Origin of the sequence: Roseobacter weihaiensis (assembly GCF_020622345.1) — a bacterium.
Classification (GTDB): Bacteria; Pseudomonadota; Alphaproteobacteria; order Rhodobacterales; family Rhodobacteraceae; genus Roseobacter; species Roseobacter weihaiensis.
Genome location: NZ_JACNMO010000001.1, coordinates 348,818 through 368,173 on the forward strand (window position 1 = coordinate 348,818; position 19,356 = coordinate 368,173).

16 protein-coding genes and 4 pseudogenes are annotated in these 19,356 nt (G+C 51.3%); 7 read left to right on the forward strand and 13 right to left on the reverse strand.

What is annotated here, in order from left to right; all coding sequences use genetic code 11:
- Positions 1 to 55: 55 nt before the first annotated feature.
- The 13 genes and pseudogenes from H7847_RS01805 to H7847_RS01865 all read right to left on the reverse strand — a co-directional run bounded on the left by H7847_RS01805 (position 56) and on the right by H7847_RS01865 (position 11,819).
- Positions 56 to 712 (reverse strand): DUF6927 domain-containing protein, encoded by a 657-nt coding sequence (locus tag H7847_RS01805; RefSeq protein ID WP_227267666.1) that lies wholly within the window; start codon positions 710 to 712, stop codon positions 56 to 58.
- Positions 712 to 1,305: a regulator gene (locus H7847_RS01810; RefSeq protein WP_227267667.1), complete on the reverse strand. Its 594-nt coding sequence runs from the start codon at positions 1,303 to 1,305 to the stop codon at positions 712 to 714. Before H7847_RS01810 ends, H7847_RS01805 begins: the two co-directional genes overlap by 1 nt.
- 77 nt (positions 1,306 to 1,382) lie before the next feature.
- Positions 1,383 to 3,359, reverse strand: coding sequence for a ParB/RepB/Spo0J family partition protein (locus H7847_RS01815; protein WP_227267668.1), 1,977 nt, complete (start codon positions 3,357 to 3,359; stop codon positions 1,383 to 1,385).
- Positions 3,360 to 3,496: 137 nt separating this feature from the next.
- Positions 3,497 to 3,883, reverse strand: coding sequence for a DUF3768 domain-containing protein (locus H7847_RS01820; protein ID WP_227267669.1), 387 nt, complete (start codon positions 3,881 to 3,883; stop codon positions 3,497 to 3,499).
- 131 nt (positions 3,884 to 4,014) lie between these two features.
- Positions 4,015 to 4,947 (reverse strand): ArdC family protein, encoded by a 933-nt coding sequence (locus H7847_RS01825; protein ID WP_227267670.1) that lies wholly within the window; start codon positions 4,945 to 4,947, stop codon positions 4,015 to 4,017.
- Positions 4,948 to 4,983: 36 nt separating this feature from the next.
- The gene (locus H7847_RS01830) at positions 4,984 to 5,451 is read right to left on the reverse strand and encodes a hypothetical protein (RefSeq protein ID WP_227267671.1); all 468 of its coding nucleotides are present in this window, start codon (positions 5,449 to 5,451) and stop codon (positions 4,984 to 4,986) included.
- A gap of 391 nt (positions 5,452 to 5,842) precedes the next feature.
- Entirely contained in the window at positions 5,843 to 6,676 is an 834-nt protein-coding gene (locus H7847_RS01835) for a class I SAM-dependent methyltransferase (protein ID WP_227267672.1), read from the reverse strand.
- Between the two features lie 415 nt (positions 6,677 to 7,091).
- Positions 7,092 to 8,276, reverse strand: a complete 1,185-nt coding sequence (locus H7847_RS01840; RefSeq protein ID WP_227267673.1) for a phenylacetate--CoA ligase family protein — start codon at positions 8,274 to 8,276, stop codon at positions 7,092 to 7,094.
- A 193-nt stretch (positions 8,277 to 8,469) separates the two neighbouring features.
- Complete coding sequence (locus tag H7847_RS01845) at positions 8,470 to 8,655, reverse strand: hypothetical protein (protein WP_227267674.1); 186 nt, start codon at positions 8,653 to 8,655, stop codon at positions 8,470 to 8,472.
- A 263-nt stretch (positions 8,656 to 8,918) separates the two neighbouring features.
- Positions 8,919 to 9,553, reverse strand: a pseudogene (locus H7847_RS01850) (transposase); the annotation flags it as partial.
- A gap of 46 nt (positions 9,554 to 9,599) precedes the next feature.
- Positions 9,600 to 9,893, reverse strand: a pseudogene (locus H7847_RS01855) (integrase core domain-containing protein); the annotation flags it as partial.
- Between the two features lie 231 nt (positions 9,894 to 10,124).
- Positions 10,125 to 11,231 (reverse strand): phosphotransferase, encoded by a 1,107-nt coding sequence (locus tag H7847_RS01860; RefSeq protein WP_227267763.1) that lies wholly within the window; start codon positions 11,229 to 11,231, stop codon positions 10,125 to 10,127.
- A 33-nt stretch (positions 11,232 to 11,264) separates the two neighbouring features.
- Positions 11,265 to 11,819, reverse strand: a complete 555-nt coding sequence (locus tag H7847_RS01865) for a hypothetical protein (RefSeq protein WP_227267675.1) — start codon at positions 11,817 to 11,819, stop codon at positions 11,265 to 11,267.
- Positions 11,820 to 12,022: 203 nt separating this feature from the next.
- Here H7847_RS01865 and H7847_RS01870 point away from each other — a divergent pair.
- From H7847_RS01870 to murB, 7 genes and pseudogenes are all read left to right on the forward strand, one after another.
- Positions 12,023 to 12,145: pseudogene (locus H7847_RS01870) on the forward strand (transposase); the annotation flags it as partial.
- Positions 12,121 to 12,493, forward strand: a pseudogene (locus H7847_RS27345) (IS30 family transposase); the annotation flags it as partial. The pseudogenes H7847_RS01870 and H7847_RS27345, both read left to right, overlap by 25 nt.
- Positions 12,494 to 12,871: 378 nt before the next feature.
- Positions 12,872 to 14,014, forward strand: a complete 1,143-nt coding sequence (locus H7847_RS01880) for an ATP-grasp domain-containing protein (RefSeq protein WP_227267676.1) — start codon at positions 12,872 to 12,874, stop codon at positions 14,012 to 14,014.
- Positions 14,007 to 15,218: an MFS transporter gene (locus tag H7847_RS01885; protein ID WP_227267677.1), complete on the forward strand. Its 1,212-nt coding sequence runs from the start codon at positions 14,007 to 14,009 to the stop codon at positions 15,216 to 15,218. Before H7847_RS01880 ends, H7847_RS01885 begins: the two co-directional genes overlap by 8 nt.
- A 21-nt stretch (positions 15,219 to 15,239) precedes the next feature.
- Positions 15,240 to 16,442, forward strand: coding sequence for an ATP-grasp domain-containing protein (locus H7847_RS01890; protein WP_227267678.1), 1,203 nt, complete (start codon positions 15,240 to 15,242; stop codon positions 16,440 to 16,442).
- Positions 16,443 to 16,477: 35 nt separating this feature from the next.
- Positions 16,478 to 17,623 (forward strand): ATP-grasp domain-containing protein, encoded by a 1,146-nt coding sequence (locus H7847_RS01895; RefSeq protein ID WP_227267679.1) that lies wholly within the window; start codon positions 16,478 to 16,480, stop codon positions 17,621 to 17,623.
- Positions 17,624 to 17,852: 229 nt separating this feature from the next.
- Positions 17,853 to 19,241: a UDP-N-acetylmuramate dehydrogenase gene (gene murB / locus H7847_RS01900; RefSeq protein WP_227267680.1), complete on the forward strand. Its 1,389-nt coding sequence runs from the start codon at positions 17,853 to 17,855 to the stop codon at positions 19,239 to 19,241.
- The last annotated feature ends 115 nt before the right edge of the window (positions 19,242 to 19,356 follow it).

Below are 19,356 nucleotides of genomic sequence, written 5' to 3' on the forward strand. Positions count from 1 at the left end.
TGCACTTTGGTTCGTGCGAAGGGAGCCAGGTGGGACCTGCCGTTGGAGATAAGCGCTAGTCTTGCAAGCTTTCGAAGAACTCGGTGAGAACCGGGCTTGCACCGGCCTTTACCGAAGAGATGAGTTTGGACCCCGCCAGCGTCTGCCGGGAGAGACGCACAAGCACGCCTGTTTCCGCGTTCCGGTAACAGCGCCGCTTTTGCCGCCCGCGGCGGTAATGCGTCACGGTGAAAACCTCACAGGATGATCCATCCGTCAGGGTTACTGCGTTGGCGAGTTGAACACGGTCACCCTCGGCATAGTCAGGGATCGCAGCCCAGTCCCGACATCGCTGGCGCCATGCATGCGCATAGCTGCCGGGATCCTTGAGCTCGGACAACAGGGCCAATAGACCAAGGGGGGCCTGAGACTGAACCGGGCCAGCGCTTTCCTCCATGTCTTTGTAGCCCCAACATCCATCATCGTATTTCGTGAGGAAAACGGCTCCGAACGTAAACGACCCGTCCTTGCCGATGACATAGGTCGCATCCTCAATCGGCGTGCCGTCGAGAGACGAGACGCGGGCGGCCGCATACCACGTGGACCCGACCTTGCTGGCTTTGACGAGAGTTGTCTGTTGCGTCTCCGTGGCAAAGGTGCAGAGCCGGGTGATTTCGGCCTTTTCGTCGGCATAGGATTTGACCCGGGCGTCAGTATAGAAGAGCCATCCCATTACGCTGCCCTCCTGTCATCGATCTCGATCAACGCATCAAGAGGCACGCGATAGGGCAGCATCTCGTCAAAGTCTTCGCAATTGCCCTCGTTCTGAACGATGGCTGAGATGTCATCGGCGTCTCGCAGGATGACGCGGAACGTCCCCCCGAGCCCTGAGGGGACGTCATAGGCGCCGCCAAGGAGGTAATCAGCCGCGCGCTGGACAAAGACGCGGATCGTGTGGCCGTCAGTGGCGAGACGAATGGTTTTTTCGCCGCGGTCGATCAGCATCTGCACGTCGCCCAGAATGTCCGTGTAGAACTGCCCGGTCAGATCGCGAAACGCGGCAGCCCGCGCAGCCATCCAATCTGCGTCGCAATATGGGTTGATGCCTTGGGCAAAGGCAAAGCTTGGGTCCGCTTTGGCAGTGGTGACGATCCGCGTGGTCGACCCATCGATCCCGTTTGAGCGGAGATGAACGCCGTTGCCGACGATGAGGATCAAGGCGGGTGATCCGATGGGCCCATTCCAATTGGGCAGAAAGACCGAACACGATCGGGCATGGGCGATTTGGTCCGCGACCGCGGACGCAGGAAACGTGAGGATGGCCATGAGAGGCTCCTTCGAGATGAGAGAAGTTTGGGCTGGCCCCGCGACAGGGGAAACCCTGCCGCGAGGCGCAAACGAGATCAGGCAGCCTCAGCGAGGTCTGCCTCTTCCGCAGGGGCCTGCGCGTCCTCATTCGTGACGGACGCTACGCCAGCGGTCTGCATCATCGGCGGACACCAAGCCGCAACGGCTGTCCGTTGCGCGTCGGTGAGTGTTGCGAATGGCTCTGCAAAGAGTTTTTCGAAGAAGGTGACGATCTCTTTCTTGCTGGAGGATGCCAACGTAACCGCCTCCTGAGTGAGGCCCAAGTCCTCGTTCAGGATTTTGAGAAGCCAGGCTTTCTTGAAGCGGTTGAAGAGTGCCGCGTTCGGCGTCCAATAGGCGCGGATATCCGGCATGATTTCCACCTCGAAATCATGCATCAGACTGTCGCTTTGGGGGTTACGTGCAAAGCAGGACTGTGTGGTGTTGGCCGTTGCGAAGGCAACGAGCTTGGCCTTTTCGGCTTGTGCCAAGGCGCGGAAGAGTTTGAACTGATCTGCAGGCGATTTGGTGTCATCAGCCCAGGACAGATCGAGCGCATCTTGGGCTTCGCCAAATTGATCAAGCGAGGTAGTGTCGATCTCTTCCATTTTGGCATGCGTGCGATAGGACGTGCTCGCAGAGACTTTGATCGCATGGGTGACACTCATGCCACTGCGCAGGACATCACAGACGAGCTTGAAGAGCGCGAGGTCCAAAGTAGCTTCCGGATGCAGAGCCATGGCTGCGCCAAGAGCCATAGCGCGTTCGGTCTTGAGGTCATCCGCCAAGGAGTTCGGGTAGACGATTTCGTCGCTTTTGTCCGGGCCGGGGGCCGTCCTGGCGCCTGCTTCGGACGTGCTTGCATCCGGAGCATTGTCTTCTGGACGTACCAAGCCAACATGGAGCTGCACCTGCCCGTGGGCCCATGCAGCGATGACACCAGACCGACCGAGATCTTCAGCGCTATAGGCCTCTTGCAGCCCGCGCATTTCTTCCTCGAGATCGTCCACTTTTTCTGACAGTGCGCCATAGGCGTCATCATCAAGGTCTTCGTCTTCCATTTCTAGCTGAAGCGTTTCAATCTCTGCTGTGATCTCCTCGAGGCGCTTTTGACCCGCCTCGTCCGGTTCAACTGGGCTTGGATAGACGCGGCCATAGTCCGACATCTCAGCGTAATCGAAGCGCATCACGGCATCTGCCCAGGCAAATCCGGATTGAGAGCGGGCCTCCTCGGCGGCGGCGGTCAGCTTCTCCAAAAGGATGGTGTTGACCAGATCTGCATCTTCGAGGACCGAGTGCTCTTCGAGCAGATCGGCCGCGATGGCTCCGCCCCGAGCCTCGTAGTCTTCGCGCACAAAGGCCCCGATATCGTCGCTGACCTGGACGCCGCGCGCCTTGAGGGCTTGGCGGACGGTATAGGCCTGAAGATAGCTGTCCTCAGATGTGAGCGCATCAAAGACGGATTTCTGCACCTCCTGGCTTGGATGATCTGCGAACGCCTTCATCGTGTCGAGCGTGATCGATTTGGCCCGTGCCGCATCCCGAATGTCTGGGTGTATGAGCCCATACCGCAGCCGACCCTTGACGGCAGCAACGGTTGTGCCGAAGGTCATTGCAATGGTCTCCGGGGTCTGTCCGTCGACCTCCATCATGCGCGCGAAGGCCTCAAACTCATCAATCGCGCCCATCGGGGCTTGGGTGATGTTTTCGGCAAGGGAAAGTGCTGTTGTGACGTCGCAATCCTCCGCGACGAGACGGCAATCGATCTTGGTCCGCTTGGTGAAGCCTTTCACCGCTTTGTCTGCGACTAGTTCTTGCAGCGCTGCATGACGACGCCCGCCGGCGAGCACGCCGTATTTGCCATCGATCTTCTGGATCAGAAGAGGCTGAAGCAGCCCAAGGGTGGCGATACTGGCCTTGAGATGCGCAATGTTTTCGCTGGCATATGTCTCAGGAGACTTTGCGCGCACGTTGGCGGGGTGTTGGATGAGATCCGAGATGGCAACGGATTGAGGTTGAAGGGATTGTGTCATGATGTTTCCTTTTGATGCGTTTCGCCGACCACTCAAAGGCCGACCCAATCCCCAATTCCGGGGATCAAAAGAAAAAAGGCCCACTTTCCCTTTTGGGGTCGGTGGGCCAGGTGGGAGAGAACTTGGAGGCGGGGGAGCTACCAGTCGCGTGCCATCATGATGGTCAGGACGCGCGTGGTCGTTGAAGGATCTTCCGGGGTCTCCGCACCAAAACGGAAATCCGACGACGTCTCATAGAGATCAATCTTCCAGAACAGCGTCTCGCCTTGGAGTTCAAATGATCCGAAGTCATGCCATCCGTTCGGGTCATTGTCTGGCTCAAACCAGTCGAACTCGCCGACGGCCTTCACGGCCAAGAGGGCAAAACCGTCACCCGCTTCAGCAACGGAATGCGTGACCACAAGACGGCCTTGCAGAGGGTCCTGCGGCGTTTCTCCGAGGCATGCAAACCTGCGAAAACCGTCATTCTGTGATGCGATTGTTGTGGGGTTGGGGCGGTCGTGAAGTGCTTGAGCTTGCGACATGGGGTCATCCTTTCTGATGCATTGGAAACACAACTTCCCAAAGCCCCCTTTCCCTTTTGGCCTTGCACCAAGGGAATGATTGATGGCTTCGGGTCATGTGAAAGTGACTGCGGGAGTTCTGAAACCAGATCTCAGGCGGCCAGGTCTGAGGTCTGAGACCGCCCGGCGCTGGACGCGGCGACCAGCCAATCGTAAGCGCGTTGCGCGTCGGCTGCATGTTTGAAGATGGCAGATTTGTCTGATCGCAGGACTCGCAACCAATTCTCAAGATAGGACGCATTCATCTCGAGCGTATGGGCCGAAAAGCCAAGCTCCTGCCCCAGAAAACAAGACGTCAGCTCGGCCACGATCTCCTCTCGCGCATACGCTGTGTTGCCGAACCGCGAATAGCCGAAGGTGCGGTTCAGCCGATGCGGTGCCTTTGTCGCATGGGCGAGTTCATGCGCCCAAACGCCATAGAAGGACCGCGGATCCTCGAACCGAGAAATCTCGGGCATATAGACCTTGTCGACCGTGCCCATGTAATACGCTTCGCGACCCGTGAAGGTGGTGTGGATGTCGATCGCATCAAAGAAGGCCTGCATGTGAGGGATGGGTTCATGCACAGGCAGATCTGGAAGCAGCTCACGCTCAGGGTGGAACCGTTCCGGCAAGCCCTCAATCTGGTCGGCGTTGAAAACCCGATAGGACTTTTGAAAACGAAAGCAGTAGCCCTTCTCGTCATCCTCGTCCTTGGCGCTACCGTCTGCTGCGTCAGGTTTGTAGGCCTGCCCATAATAGACGACGAGAGAGGATCGCTCCCCTTTTCGGATTTTGGCGTCGAGCTGATTGGCTTGCCGCAATGTCATCCAATAGGGCGACGCATAGCCCGCAAGCTGGGTCCGCATCGTCAGCAGGAAATTGTTGATCCCCTTATAGGCCTCGCCGTTTTCGCGGAGGGGCCGGGAACTGGAGCCCGCGATCCAGGGTTTGCGCCAGGGCAAGACCCCACGCTCTATGATGCGAATGAGTTCGTTTGTGATGGCGTCTGAGACGTCCAATTTGGACGAGCGGGATCGGGCCATGGCTGGCCTCCTTTCGATGGTGTGGGTTGTGTTGTGCTAGGACTGGCGGCCGCGAGGATCGTTCAGGATGCGCGCACCCAGAGGCGCGACGAGATCGAGGTAGGTGGACAATGACACCTTCGAAGAAAGACCAGAGCGCGCCGGATCAGTCGTTTCCTCCGGATCGACGCGCGGCAAGGCAACCAGGCTCGCGAGATCGGAAATGGGACGTAGATCGATGAAGGGTGTACCTAGGCCGACTGCCAGTGCTGCCAGAGGAAACCGTTCTATTGGTGCCACTGTTGATACGGTGGTCCACCCAAGATGGAGAAACGTGCCGCCGCGACTGCATATGATATGCGCCTGGGGAAGCGTGGTTGCGAGACGGAGGTAGCCAAGATCGCGCTGGATCGTTTCGCGTTCCAGTTTGCGCGCCAAGTTAACCTGACCGCTACGGCGCAGCTCTTTGTGCCGCCACCAAGCGGCGGCGGAGGCGCGCAACGCGCGCAAAACTTCTGTCTTCATAGGAAGGTCTTTCTTCAGGACTGACAGGTCGGAAACCGGCCCGGACTTTTCAGAAACACCCCCGAAAGGACAATTCTGTCAGTCCCAAGACAGGAAGAACACTTTCACTTTTGCCGCGAGAAAGGGTCAGACCCGAAGGCAATTGGTCCCCGAACCGGAAATTCAGGACCTCAGTCCGTGGTCAATCAAGCGCTAGTCGAACCTTACCCATATCAAGTAACGATAACCGAGAAGTATCTTTACCTCGCACAATTGCGGCTGTTGGCGCAGATCGCGGCGAAGGTCTCAAAAGAACCCATAGTAACCGATGCTGCGCGATGTACGAATGTCCTTTCTCCTGGGAGATCAAGTTAGTCCGAACAGCTTCATGTGAACAGGAGAGTCCAAAGTTCTAGGGGTCTTTGATAACGATCATTTCGATGGGTGAGATGCGCCCTGCAGCCAAATTTGCTACCATATTTGGGACTTTTTCTGCGGTCGTCTGCTGCATAAGTACGTGCAAGCCCAAAGGGGGTGGTCCTCCAGCGGCCCCACTTGCGGCCTTCATTTTCTTGAAGAAATTCATAGCGAAGTCGTGGCGATTATGTTCCTCAGCGACGACAAACCCGTTAGCCTCCAGTGCTATGCGGTAGTCTTCGGACTTGGCAACCCAGCTTGTTTCAGACGTTGTTGCCCAAGGGACGGGGTAAACAAGCTCGTCGTCATTGCACTTCATAATATCGTAAATACCAAACTTTGCGCCGGACTTCAGAACACGGGATACCTCGGAAAACAAAGCTTGCTTGTCTTCGATATTCATTCCGACGTGCATCATGAATGCGCCGTCAAAACTAGCCTCCCCAAAAGGAAGCGAAAGTGCGCTACCTTGCTGGAGTTTAATGCTATCTGACAGGCCGACCCATTCGCAAAGTTGTTGTCCGACATCTACGTATTCAGATGTAAGATCAATCCCAGTAATCTTTGCTCCGTAAGTCTTCGAAGCGAAACGCGCTGAACCTCCCAAACCGCAACCGATATCGAGTATGTTTTGGGACGGCGATATCTTTAGCTGGTCTAGGAAATGTACGCTCGCTGCCCGTCCACCAATGTGAAATTCATCTACTGGACCAAGATCCTCAACACTGGCATTTTCAGGTTTGATACCCTGTTTGTTGAGGCCTGCCTCAATCGCGGTTAGCAGATTTCCGTGGGTATAGTGGGTGGAAATTTTCTTATCGATGTTCATGACAATCAACTCTTTCCAATTTGTGAATGACGACCTTAGCACGTTTTACTGGTTGGCCTAAGCCGCCATTGGTGCAACCACAGCGAAAGCCCGCTTTGTCCGCATTTTCCCAGTTCGCGTGTGGCGCAGCGAATGTCCAAGTTTGCGACTGAACGATAATTCCTAGTTATCGTTACTCTTGTTCTTGTAACGACCATCACCGAACTTCATCAGTGATTCAAGAAGTGTTCCACATCGTTCCTACAACAGGACGTTTTTGTGTGATAGTTTCACTGCCAGCTGCTTTGTAGGTGTCAAAAAGGGAGCTGAGACCCGGCAACCAACCGCACATCTGTATCCGGAAAGGATGGACAATCTCGCGGTGACCCATCGCGCACCAGAAGTTGCTGAGGCCAGGTCGGCGTTGTAAGCAAGGCTACTCCCGGTACGAAATCACATCCGGATGGACATTAGCCTCAAAAACGACGTTGAAGTTTCCTCGCCCCTTCTCCAGCCAATTCGAAAGCGCTGCGCTTTCAGCCAACACCCGATTGCGCAGATCATGGGCCATGTTACCAGTCATCAATGTGTTCTTTCTGACAACTTCCACCTGAAGCGTCAAATCGCGACGTTTTTCGTGGTCTGTGTAGCTCAACGAATACTTGGGGTGCCCAATCCGATGGGGATCGCGAATCTGAGCCGAATCACGAAACAAAGGTGTTCGAACTATACCGGGGCAAGGATCAACGGCTTCGAATACTTCCGCTGCTGTTATGATCCAGCCAGCCCCGTCTGGACGCGGAACGGCATACCGCTCGCGTCCCAGCGGGCGTATAGCGATTTCTCCAGGTATTGAAGACCGGCTATGGGTGACTTCAACTATATCACCGGTAACATAGCGAACAAATGGTTGGGCTTCTTGGAAAGGAAAAAGAGATGTAAGCAACAATTGTCCAATGCCTTCCCTGACTGGTTCAAGGCTATTTGGTGCCACAACTTCCGGGATTACGCTTGGGTCAAAGTGATACCAACCGCATGTTGTTATTTGTGCCGCCCCACCAAATACCTCGCTAAGTCCATAGCGGTCAAAAACGGGGGCACCCATTGCCTTCTCGATCATACTACGGCAATGTCGGCTTAAGTAGTTTCCAAACGTAACGACTGATCGCAATTTTGTCGAGATCCCTCCGGGCCGCGCATCCAGTGTATCGAGAGCAAAAGCTTTGATGATGCGCTCTAGACCTAAAACGATTGAGCAATGTGCTTCTACACCTTGATCTTGTGTTTTGCTTTCGATTATCCGCCTCGCATATTCAAAGCTCCCAGAATCGTATACACCTAATCTGTGTTTGTGAACTGGACTCGGAACGTCGATTGTAGCTCCATGAAAAGGGTTGTTGAAAGCTACGACCCGAGGCAACGGTTTAGAAAAGCTAGAAGTGTAGAGTTGAGAATAAAATCTGCGTACAAATTCTTGTTCTCTGTCACCTCGGATCGTAATGAAGGGACTGGAGGTGGTTCCCGATGTAAATACTTCGGTGCAGACTAGGCCGTCTCGAACTTGAGCCCGGCTGCCCGCTAAGCGAAGCTGCTCCTTAGTCACCAGCGGGAAGTCTTGCAAATCAACACAACCTGGATCCGCTACACTAACACCGGACCAGTGGTCTCTGTAGAATTCGGTTCTCAGGGCGTTTGATATCGTGCCCGGTAGAAGGTGTTTCCCTATTGAAGCGGGTTTACCGCTGGAATGCATAGAACCCGTCAATTGATCAATGCGCAAATGACCAGTATTCGTGGCTAGCTAAGGACAGTTGTCACGCAAGACTGTCCGAAAAGGAGCGCAATACCATCGCCTCAACTGCTGCCGCCTCAGCACGTGCAACATTTTGCATTGATTCCTTAAGAAACTGTGCGCGAGCCACATGCTGTTGCTTTACAGCCTCATGGTACAATTCTGCTAGTTCGCTAACGTCTGGCAGTTCCAAATTACCTTTTTTCATGACCTGTTCTCCGAATCACTGACTTATTGAGGGATGCAAAATATGGTTACTTAGCAGAGAATGAAATAGATCAGAACGTTGAGTCAATGTTTTAGTCAAAACGAAATACACTCGCGGAGCACATCTTCCATAAATGCCTTAGGATCAGGACCCATTGATTTCTACTTGGCGGCGTGATTCACGGTTCCAAAACGCGCGGTGAACATGTCTGATCTCTTCTGACTAACGGATGCGCAGATGGCGCGCCTTGAGCCCTTCCTCCGGAAGTCCATTGCCCAAACATCGTTCGAGCAAACAGCATCTGCGCGGTCTTCTCGTAGCTTGGCTTTGACACGCCTCTTCGGCGATTTGTTCCGCAATTGCAGGCCCATTTTCTTGTAAATCCTGTAGACACGTTTGGGATTTACCTCCCAGCCTTCTCGGCGCAGCACATAGTGCACGCGTCGATAACCATATCGAACGCGCGTCTCGCAAATCTCCTTTACGCGGGCTTTCAGACTGGCCGGATCGCGGCGCCAGGATTTGTACTGATAAGTCGATCTTTCGAACTTCAGCACTCTGCACGCGCGCCTGGCAGACACGCGCCAATCTTCCCGAACACCGTCGATGATCTCGCGCTTACGATCCGACCTCAGAGCTTTCGTTTGACGACATCCTGCAGCATCTCTTTATCGAGCATCAGATCAGCGATGATCTTCTTCAAACGCCGGTTCTCATCTTCCAACTCCCGCAGTTTCTTCATCTCCGACGGCATCAGTCCAGCGTATTTTTTCTTCCAGTTGAAGTACGTCGCTTGGCTGATCCCGGCCTTACGACAGATCTCCGCAACCGGCGTGCCTTCCTCGCCCTGCTTTACTATGAACGCCTTCTGCGCGTCCGTGAACTTGGATGCTTTCATCGTCTTCGCTCCTCCCCAGCCAAAGGAAAAATAAGAGCGAAAAACTCTAACTACAAACGGCAGGAAAACCGGGTTTCAGAGCATGGTTTTCATATTGGTCGTCGTCTGGTTGGACAAGCGCGCCGGGCGCGCAGCCCTCAAATTGCTCATGTGTTCGGCGTGCTTCTGCGGGCGTTTGGTTTCCGAGCGATGAGTGCGGTCTGACGTTGTTGTAGTCGTATCGACAAAGCGCCAGCTTCCTGCGAGCGTCGTCCAGTCTATCGAACATCTCCTCGTTCAATAGCTCATCGCGCAGGCTGCCATTGAATGACTCTTTGAAGGCATTTTGCTGCGGCTTGCCGCCCGGAGGCCCCTGTGGTGCTGCCTGGTCATGCCCTTGGTCCTAACCTGATGTGCCCATCGCGCAGGCGATATCATTGACCGCGTAGAACATCCGGTCGATCCGGCCATTGTCGAATTGTGCAGCTACGATAACGACCGGAGGGTCGCAGTTACAACCGAGAGGCCCTATAGCCCATGGATCGGTATACGAACAGCCAATCTCAAAACCACCCGCGACTTCACCGGACGCTTACGGACATTCAGATAATTTGGGATTTGAGCGGAGCACCCGTAATGCAAGGTCTCTCACCCACACCAACTCATTAAATTCGTTAGATATACTCCCGATGCTTCGGACTGCAGCACAGGTACACCTGACCTGAAAGGCATGCTCATGCTGGGTTTTCGCATCCAAGGCAAGTCTAGCATGCGCACCCGCTGCTTTGAAAAGCCGTTGCAATGCCTGTAGCTTGAATGTACGTCTCATGGAAGATGCAGATTCATTGAAAAGACCGCTTGCTCGAAGTTGCGCAATGAAAAACGATATACAATGCTCTCGGAACTCCTCGTCCAATTCAACGAAAACGTCATAGATGAGACTAGCAGCATCGTAGTAGACTCCTCCGAGACAAGCATCTTGAAAGTCGATTACGCAGATTGAATCGTTAAAAATATGTAGGTTTTTGCTGTGGAAGTCTCTATGGACAAAATAGAAGTCATCTGAACAGGTTTTATTGGCCAACGAACGGAATAAATCCTGAAACCTGTTCGCCTCATGGTTAGTAAAAGTGGAAGCCAAAACTCTTGGAACATACTCTTTAAATGAGTTCATTTCCTTGGCAAGAACTTCACTGTTCATCATACGTTGAGAAGCTGGAAAGCCCCGTTCCATGAACTCCTTTGAGGCGACTAACATCTTTAGGACCACTTTTAGGGACTCAGTATAGAAGTGCTGGCGCTTAAGACAATTTAGCTTCGGAACCAAATCGCTTAACGTCTCGTCACCTATGTCCTCCATCAACAGCGCTGAGAAATTTGAAGAACAACCTAGGATTTCTGGCACCCGTATTCCAACATCACGTAGGAACATTCCAATGCTCAAGAAGTCGTCTAACTCGCTGGTGGACATCTTGGAACAAACGACTTCGTGTCTTTCCGAACCAAGCAACATGACAATCCACGAATTATCGCCACTAACTACCCTGTACAGTATTTTCTCTGAATATCCACCTTCGAGCTTTACAACTCCGCCTACCTCTTGAAATCGTAATACGTCTAAATCATTCAAATTCTCAAGGTCACACAAAAGGATTCGAAGAACTTCTAAATCATTTAAATCAGATACATCAATCTGCATTGCAACCAAGTTTCGCTCCCGCAAACTCTAATCCTAAGAACGCCTTCCGAATTCAATCGCTTCAATGACCTCGGGAGCTCGATTCGTCTCAGCAAGTTCTTCCATCCAAATAGGATCGCGACGTGCCACCTCCGCTCGAGTAACACGCCCGGCCTCTTCAAGCGCTCCATGTAGGTTCAAGAGGCTATCCGCTAAGTGTAGCATAAGACTGTTAGGCCAGGCGCGCGCGCTTAGTTGTAGCAGTTTTTCGGGAATAGAAGAAGCTTCATTGCGATCAAAGCTAGCAAAAGTGATCGCAGCGGCAGCGACCGAGCGCGAGCGACCAAGTTGACAATTAAGCAATACATTTGAATCTGCATCCCCGGTGCGTCGAATTATTTCAATAAAGTTCTCAATATGTGATGAATCGGGAGCAATCTTAACTGGATCAGGTTCAATGATGTCATGAAAACGGTAAATCTGCCTAGCACGCCACTTGACCGTCTTTGGAACCACAATGGCAGCCCGGTCGGGATTAATGAAACTGCAAAAAAGATCCCAATCTCCACCACACTCATTCAAAGCAGCGATAGAAGCAACACGTATCATTTCACCGCTCCCTTCAGTACGCTCGCTGCATACCTCTAAAATACAGAGCATTGGCAACATAGCATTTCGCGGGCATCCGCATGTGGATTTTCTCCCCTTGGTAGTCTTTAAGCTGGCCATACGAAAGTCGTTATGTCAACTCTTACAGTGGCCCCTAGATTTGTAGACACTTTCCCGCCTAACTGAGAGGCGAGGAGGCCGAGCTGGGGACAAGCAACTACAGCAATGAGTTCAAGCGGGACGCGGCGCATCAGATCACAGTGCGGGATGTATCACGGCGTTTGGGCGTCAGCACTTATTCTCTCTACAAATGGCCGAAGCTGTTCGGGGACCCCTCCACGATCTACCCGCCGATGCACGCCAATCGATCACCTCTGACCGTGACTCCGAGTTCTCGACTTGGCGGCATCTCAAGTCCGGAATCGGAGCGGATGCATGGTTCTGCGATCCGCAAGCGCCCTACCAGAAGGGCACGGTCGAGAATAAAAACAACGGGTTGCGCCGATATCTCCCCAGATCAGCCGAGCCGATGAATCCGGCAAGTCGATATTTGAGATCGATTTTTCACCGCTTCAATTCCACCTCAATTCCACACCGCGCACGTGCTTGGGCGTTCACACCCTGCCAAGATCTTCGAAACCAAGCTGATGGAAATCCGGAACCGTCTGGAATAGAGAGACATATCAGGAACTGCACTTCACGGTGAGTTCACAAACAGTGGCCGAGCTGATATTATTGGGATCAAAGGGCAAACTGGCCTTGCCAGGCCTGTTTGACAAGCGAATTACTGCTCAAAAGCACCCGTTTGAAACTTAAAACTTGCTCAGTGTAGCTACCTCCCTGTTAAGTTGCATAACGTACTTGGGTACAACTTCAGCTTTTCTATCTTAGAAAGCGAAGTTTTAGATTTGAGTTCAGCCAACTTGGTTAGTTTGTGATTTGGGAAATGGAGCCACACTAGATTATATTTTTTACCCTTTGACGACCTTCGGCACTGTTGTTTGCTAGCCGTCGAGGTGAAGTCAACAAGAGGTTTCAGAAGGTAAACTAGCTTGACTCTCCTCCTTACACACCCCTATCGTGCAGCGCTTTTTCGAGAAAGGACGGCGGAAACAATCGCTGCCCCACTTTATGGCAATTACGACAAAGAGGATGCTCTTGCTCTCGATTACCCGATAGAATTGGTTGCCAAAGAGAGTCGAACAAATGCCTTGCGGCAAGCAATGAAGAAACTAAGACCCAGCGCGGTGATCATAACCTCCCCGCACGACAACCTCGCGGTTGAGGATGCAAATTTCCTGAGTAAATGCTCTGTGACGACTGGGGTCGGTGTAAAGGAGCCGGCGGCAAGCGTATTCGCAAGCAAAAGCGCCACGAAGGAGTTGCTCCAAAGCTACAGTGTTCCTGTTGCGCCCGACTTAGATATCGCCGCGATATCTAAGTCGACTCCTGCAATTGGAAAGCCGGATCGGGGATGGGGCGGTACTCAGATAGTTAAACTTGACAATCAAAAACAAGCTTGCGGGTTCATCGCGAATGCCTCCTCAGGCTATGTACTTGAGAGCTATCTTGAAGGAATTGAAGTAAGCGTAGTCGTAAACGTCAATCGGAGCGATGTGTGGGTTTCACCAGTCATCTTCAAGGGTAGAGTTAGGGAGACTGTCGAGCATGCGCTTCGTAGGCTCCGCATAGTAGGATGTGAAAAGGGAAAGCCGTCATTTGAACGCCTGAGGCAATACGCTCGAACACTTGCTTGCAACATCGAGTTTTGTGGAACGTTCGAAATTGAAGCAATAGTAAACGACGATCACGTTTATGTAACAGAGGTAAACGGCCGTCTTAGTGGAGTTACTTCCTTACTCTTAGCTAGTGGACAAGATCTGATCTCAGGTATTCTCGAAATGGCTGGCGCTGAAGTGCGACGATCTCTGGGTCAGAACTCTGGTAATTTCGCTGCTGAAGTGCCACTTGTTCCAAACACGTTAGAAACAGTCGAGAAACGCCTAAATGAACTGTATTCCGTCCATAGATTATTCTATAGGTCAGACAGCCGGGGGATTAGAGCGCGTGTGCTTCTTTCTGCCGAAACACTGGAAAAGCTCTCGCAGGAAATAGGAAATCTCGTCAGGAATAGTTTTGCTATGGCCGAGGTGATGGAAGACCTAAATACTTATTGGACGAAATTCATTGAGTAAGAAAGATGTCTTTTCCTCTGCGTTGCCCGCAGTCCTGCTGATAACGTCCGCGGCTGGCCTAAGGTTCGGGAGCGGAATAATACACATTGCACTGCCTCTGCTAATACTGGAAAAAACTTCTGATTCTGCGCTTGCCGTTGGTGTTACGTCTGCATTGTTGGCACCTATTATTGCAGCGCCAATAATTGGGCGATTTGTTGAGAGGTCGCGTAAGCAATGGATCGTTGTATGCAGCTCTGCTTTGCAGATCTTATTTTTGCTCGTTTCCGCGCTGCTGCTATGGGGCGGGCACATAGTCATCAGCTTCGTGCTACTTCTCGGATATGGAGTTGCTTCAGTCGCGCTGTCAGTGCTGAACGAATTTATTCTGGCGCCCGCTATTTCTAACTCCAAAACGGTTGAAAGCACTTATAGTCGATACGTTGCCATGGTCGATTCTGCCTACGCGATGGCTCCTATTTCGGCTGGAGTTCTTATTGCTCTTTTTGGTTACGTCGCACCACTTGTTGTATCGGCGCTAGTGTTCTTACTTTCTGCGTTAGCGAGTTTAGCTGTCTGCAATCAAACCAGAGCTTTTCACAGCAGTTTGTCTACTACCCGCACACCGTTCAATTCGGGGTTTCGTCTAGCATTCGAGAGTTTGCGTAACTCACCGACACTACGTGCGATTATTTACTCTCAGATTTCATACAACCTATTTTTAGGCGCTACTGTGACCTTGTTAGTGGTCGAGGTAACACACAACGTCAATTGGTCGACGACAGGCGTTGGTATCATGCTTACAACAGGCGCCATACTCGCGTTTGGAGGTGCATGGTATAGTGCAACTCTCTACCCGTCTCCCAACCCTACGAGCAGAATTATCGCATATAAAATAGTCGGCCTAGTAGGTATATGCGCTTACCAATTTCAAGCATTCTTGTGCATCGTAGCTGGCTATGCTCTGATGTCACTTGCAGAGTCAGCTACTAATGCATCGAGTCTTGCGATCAGAGCGCAACTCATTAGCTCAGAGGTCCGTGGGTCAGCAAACGGTCTCATCCGAATGTTCGCCTTTGGAAGTGCGGCGCTTTCTCCTCTTTTGCATGCATACCTCATATCGAAGACTGGAAATGCTGATCTTTCCTTTTGGTTGCTGATTTTGGGTGCTGGATTATCAGTTATTCTTTTTGTCACGTTTAGACCACGTGGAGCCATAAGGTAATAGAACAATTGGAGGATGCAAATGGCGAAGACAATATGCCTTGTATTGCCTAGACCCAGACATATTGAGGTCGCAAACGACTTGGGGGTGGAGTGCATTACCGTACATGACGAGCTCTCATACAAGGGCTTGCCAGCCAGCATCTCAATCGTGGTCCCAAGTATTGCGGACGTCGCCTCAGACGCTGTAGCCGGTGCGGTGAAAGCGCTAGCCGGTGACCACGAGCTATGCGGTGCAATATCTTTTTCCGAACGCGGGCTCCGCTTGGCTTCTCAAATTTCAGATTCTCTTTCCTTAGATAGTGCCAACTCGACGGTTGTTGATCGTATTGTTGATAAGCATGAAATGCGAAAGACTATCACTTGTTCCGCGTCGCCAGTATGGAGTATGATCTACAACGTTGATATGCTTCACCAGTTTTTGAATTCCTTAGCCGGTGACGTTATCCTAAAACCATCGGATGGAGTGGGCTCTTATGGTGTAGTCCGAATTAGCAAGAACAAGCCCAACCCTTCAATACTTGACACACGGTTTCCAGCCCTAGCCGAAGAATTTTTGGATGGGCAGGAATACTCCGCTGAGACTATCTCCCATAATGGGTCTCACAAAATAGTCGCGATTACACGGAAACTTGCAAAGAGTGAGAGTATTCAGAACGCGTTTGTTGAAACAGGGCATACTGTTGCCCGGAGCTTCTTGGAAGACGCGGCTTTTGTGGCAAAAGTTGAGAGTTTGGTTTTTTCTAGCTTGGACCAATTGGAATTGAAGTTTGGGGTTGCACATACAGAATTTATCGACACACGTGAGGGACTAAAAATTGTCGAAACACACAACAGAACAGGGGGAGACAAAATCGCTGATCTAGTGAACCTTGTAACAGGCGTCGATCTGGTTGCGGCGGCCATGAAGTCTTTCACCGTGACGGATCTATCGATTAGTTCCACTTCAACAATCACGGCTAGAGCGGCGACAATCAAATTTTTCCTTCCGCCTTCCGGAGTAATAACGAATATACTTGGACTCAGCAGATTACGCTATAATCCGGGAATACGAGAGTTTTTGGTTAATAAGTCAGTTGGAGACAGGGTCCTGCCGATTATGTCATCAGGTGATCGCGCAGGGTACGTCATTGCTGTCGGCGACAGCGCAGACACTTCTGAGGAGTTAGCTGCCGAAGCGGTCGGTATGGTAGAGTTTAAAATCCAAAGCTCCGGATCTACATGATGTGGGCCCTAGTTCTGTTTCCCCAGAGTGAACGTGTGGCCAAAAGATTTTGCTCTGCGGCCAAATCGATGGATGTATCTATAGAATTTGCCATTCTTGCGGGATCAAGTCTTGAGCGGGAGCTTCAAAGTGTTGGAGGGCAAGAATTTTGTGTTTTCTCATTTGCTAGTTATGACGAAGCACTTGATCACTACGAAAAAGCACAAGGATCAAGGTTTGTTGCCGTAGTTCCGGGCGGCGAGTACTCGGTTGAATATGCTTGGAAAATCTCACGGTTCTTGAAACTTGACCCCGGAATAGATGGAGATGTTCGAGCCACACGTGATAAATTTCTCATGCGGAAACACTGTGAAGCTGTGGGGATTTGTCAGCCGATGCTCTATGGTAAATTCAGTAGTTTAGGTGACATTGTCGCATTAGAAGACTTACTAAGGTTTCCCGTGGTGGTGAAACCACTTAATCGTTGTGGAAGTCAAAATGTCAAGATCTGCTATGACCAACAGCAATTGAAAGCTCATGCTCAAGAGATTCTCATTGGCGGTATATCAACAACGTCCGGGTTGGCCCACATCAAACAGGGTATCGTTGAAGAGTACATTCTGGGCGCCGAATACAGTATTGAATGTGCATTGAGTTCAGGGCAAATTGTCTACGGAGAGGTAACAAGAAAGTACACTTCGAAAGGCGCAAATCGGCAAGAAGTTGGACACTTTGTTGAGGTCCATGAAGACATGCCAGCTCGTATACTGGGGCGGAATTTATGTAGAAGCATTGCGCTTGCGTTTGGTGTGCGCAGTGGCATACTTCACATTGAGTTTATTGTCGTCGAAGGGAAAGCGTATTTGGTAGAATTTGGGGCGCGTCTTCCAGGAGGTCTGATCACCGATCTCCACGAGCGTGTCTTTGGCAATTCCCTGGAACAGGTTTGGCTCGGACTTTCTTTGAGAAAACGCAAAACCCTAGTCGGTGAAAATAGGGCTTGGCATGCCGGAGGCGTTGGAGTCTTGCACGTAAGAGACGGATTTAGAGTGCCACCATTACCCAACAATATGAGCTCTATCGAGGTAGTAGAGTATTCCCGTACTCCAAGGTCCGATCAACATCAGCCAAGTAGACGGTTATCTATCGTGGTTAAATGCTCGCTGCTCCAATTTGAAAAGGTAGTAAATAGAATTCGATAACCGAAAGCTTTCCCATGGCGATCCAAATGTTGCACAACGTTAGCTTCGGACCATGAAAACTGGCGCAATAGTCCAAATTCATCTAATATGGGATATCATAATACTCTTACTTGATATGCATCTCAGGAGTGATCATGAACTCAGTTTAGAAGCAAGTTTGACAAGGAACACAACAAACCGATGTAAATGATACTATCTAACGAATGGGGATCATTCTTTTGGAATTCGGATGATGAAGACAAGTTATTTCCTCGATATTGACCCAAGAGTCTGCCGTGTCGCTGCGGAATTTCCTAATGGTTTTCAGATGACCTGTGGCGAAAGGGTTGAGCCCTCCGTTTATCTCGACATCTATAGGAGAGTCGGAGCGACGTGGGGCTGGAAATCACGGCTCGACTGGACGCTGGAAGAGGCCGCCAACCATCTCTCTCGTGCAAATGTCGACGTTGGCATACTGACTTGTGATACGCACGAAGTCGGGTTCTACGAATATGAACGAAATACATCTGAGATTTCAGAGATTGTTTATTTTGGGCTTGTGCCCAAATGGATTGGCAAGGGCTTGGCCCGCGCGTTCTTAAATGCAATCCTTGATAGGGCCGTGGATCAAGGCGTGACAAAAGTTGAACTAAAGACGGCATCCACTGACCATTCTAACGCCTTGCGATTTTACCGAGCAGCGGGATTTAGTCTAAGAACCGCAATATATTGCGACGAGGACATAAGTATATCGCGCGATTTTGCAGATAACCTTCCACTTTGTGTCCGGCCGCTGCAATCATTGCTGAATATGAACTGGTTCGCTACCCGAGCGGTTGCCGAATACTTTGGCGTTCCTGCCAGCATCGAGGAGTTAATGGAGATGCTAGACTGGGCCAGCCGTTTGGATCTGTCGGTGCGGGTGCTTGGTGAAGGCGCAAATAGCCTACTTCCAGACAACCTGGCAAAAGGTGTAGTGGTTCGATTGACCGGTCATGAATTCGAGAAAATCGACATTGGCGAGGCCTTCGTCACGTGTGGCGCCGGTGCGTCTTTAAGCAGGACAATAGCTGAGACAATCCGAAATGGCTTGGGTGGTTTAGAGCACTTTGCAGGCATTCCCGCCTCGATTGGTGGAGCAATAGTAGGTAATGCTGGTGGACGCAAAGGCGGTATTGGCGACATAATCGACTGGGTCGAAATTATAGATAATGATTTACAGCTTCGGCGTATAGATCAGTTCGGGATCAAATTTACCTACCGTAATTCATCACTTCGCGATTTTGTAGTTATCAGGGCTCGCCTCGCCCTTCGGCCAGGGCCACCTCACGAACTGAGGCGAGAGTACATTCGGTTCCTGAAGGAAAAGAAGGTGACCCAGCCGTTAAAAGAAAACAGCGTGGGGTGTATTTTTAAGAATCCAGCAGGAACAAGCGCTCGAACAATTATTCGCGAGGTGGGTCTAGGCGGCCTCCGCGTTGGCGGAGCAGTGGTTTCACCACTCCATCAGAACTTTGTGTGTGCAGAGTTTGGTGCGACATATGAGGATATTCTCACGTTAGTTAAGTTAGTAGAAGAAAAAGTAGCCATCGAGACTGGAATTCGTTTGGAGCGCGAAGTCATAATCTGGGGCGAGTAGCTATTTCTAAAAGCAGTCATCCCCATTTTTTTCTTAATCTGAAGCCGGAATAACGTAAGTGGCGTCTGAGCCCCACGTTGCGTGCGTTTGGTCGATTGCGATTTAACGATCCTTG

Excerpts from the sequence above, each read along its gene's own strand:
- H7847_RS01805 (WP_227267666.1), bottom strand. The coding sequence starts at position 712 with ATGGGATGGCTCTTCTATACTGACGCCCGGGTCAAATCCTATGCCGAC.
- H7847_RS01810 (WP_227267667.1), bottom strand. The coding sequence starts at position 1,305 with ATGGCCATCCTCACGTTTCCTGCGTCCGCGGTCGCGGACCAAATCGCC.
- H7847_RS01815 (WP_227267668.1), bottom strand. The coding sequence starts at position 3,359 with ATGACACAATCCCTTCAACCTCAATCCGTTGCCATCTCGGATCTCATC.
- H7847_RS01820 (WP_227267669.1), bottom strand. The coding sequence starts at position 3,883 with ATGTCGCAAGCTCAAGCACTTCACGACCGCCCCAACCCCACAACAATC.
- H7847_RS01825 (WP_227267670.1), bottom strand. The coding sequence starts at position 4,947 with ATGGCCCGATCCCGCTCGTCCAAATTGGACGTCTCAGACGCCATCACA.
- H7847_RS01830 (WP_227267671.1), bottom strand. The coding sequence starts at position 5,451 with ATGAAGACAGAAGTTTTGCGCGCGTTGCGCGCCTCCGCCGCCGCTTGG.
- H7847_RS01835 (WP_227267672.1), bottom strand. The coding sequence starts at position 6,676 with ATGAACATCGATAAGAAAATTTCCACCCACTATACCCACGGAAATCTG.
- H7847_RS01845 (WP_227267674.1), bottom strand. The coding sequence starts at position 8,655 with ATGAAAAAAGGTAATTTGGAACTGCCAGACGTTAGCGAACTAGCAGAA.
- H7847_RS01860 (WP_227267763.1), bottom strand. The coding sequence starts at position 11,231 with ATGCAGATTGATGTATCTGATTTAAATGATTTAGAAGTTCTTCGAATC.
- H7847_RS01865 (WP_227267675.1), bottom strand. The coding sequence starts at position 11,819 with ATGATACGTGTTGCTTCTATCGCTGCTTTGAATGAGTGTGGTGGAGAT.
- H7847_RS01890 (WP_227267678.1), top strand. The coding sequence starts at position 15,240 with ATGGCGAAGACAATATGCCTTGTATTGCCTAGACCCAGACATATTGAG.
- murB (WP_227267680.1), top strand. The coding sequence starts at position 17,853 with ATGATGAAGACAAGTTATTTCCTCGATATTGACCCAAGAGTCTGCCGT.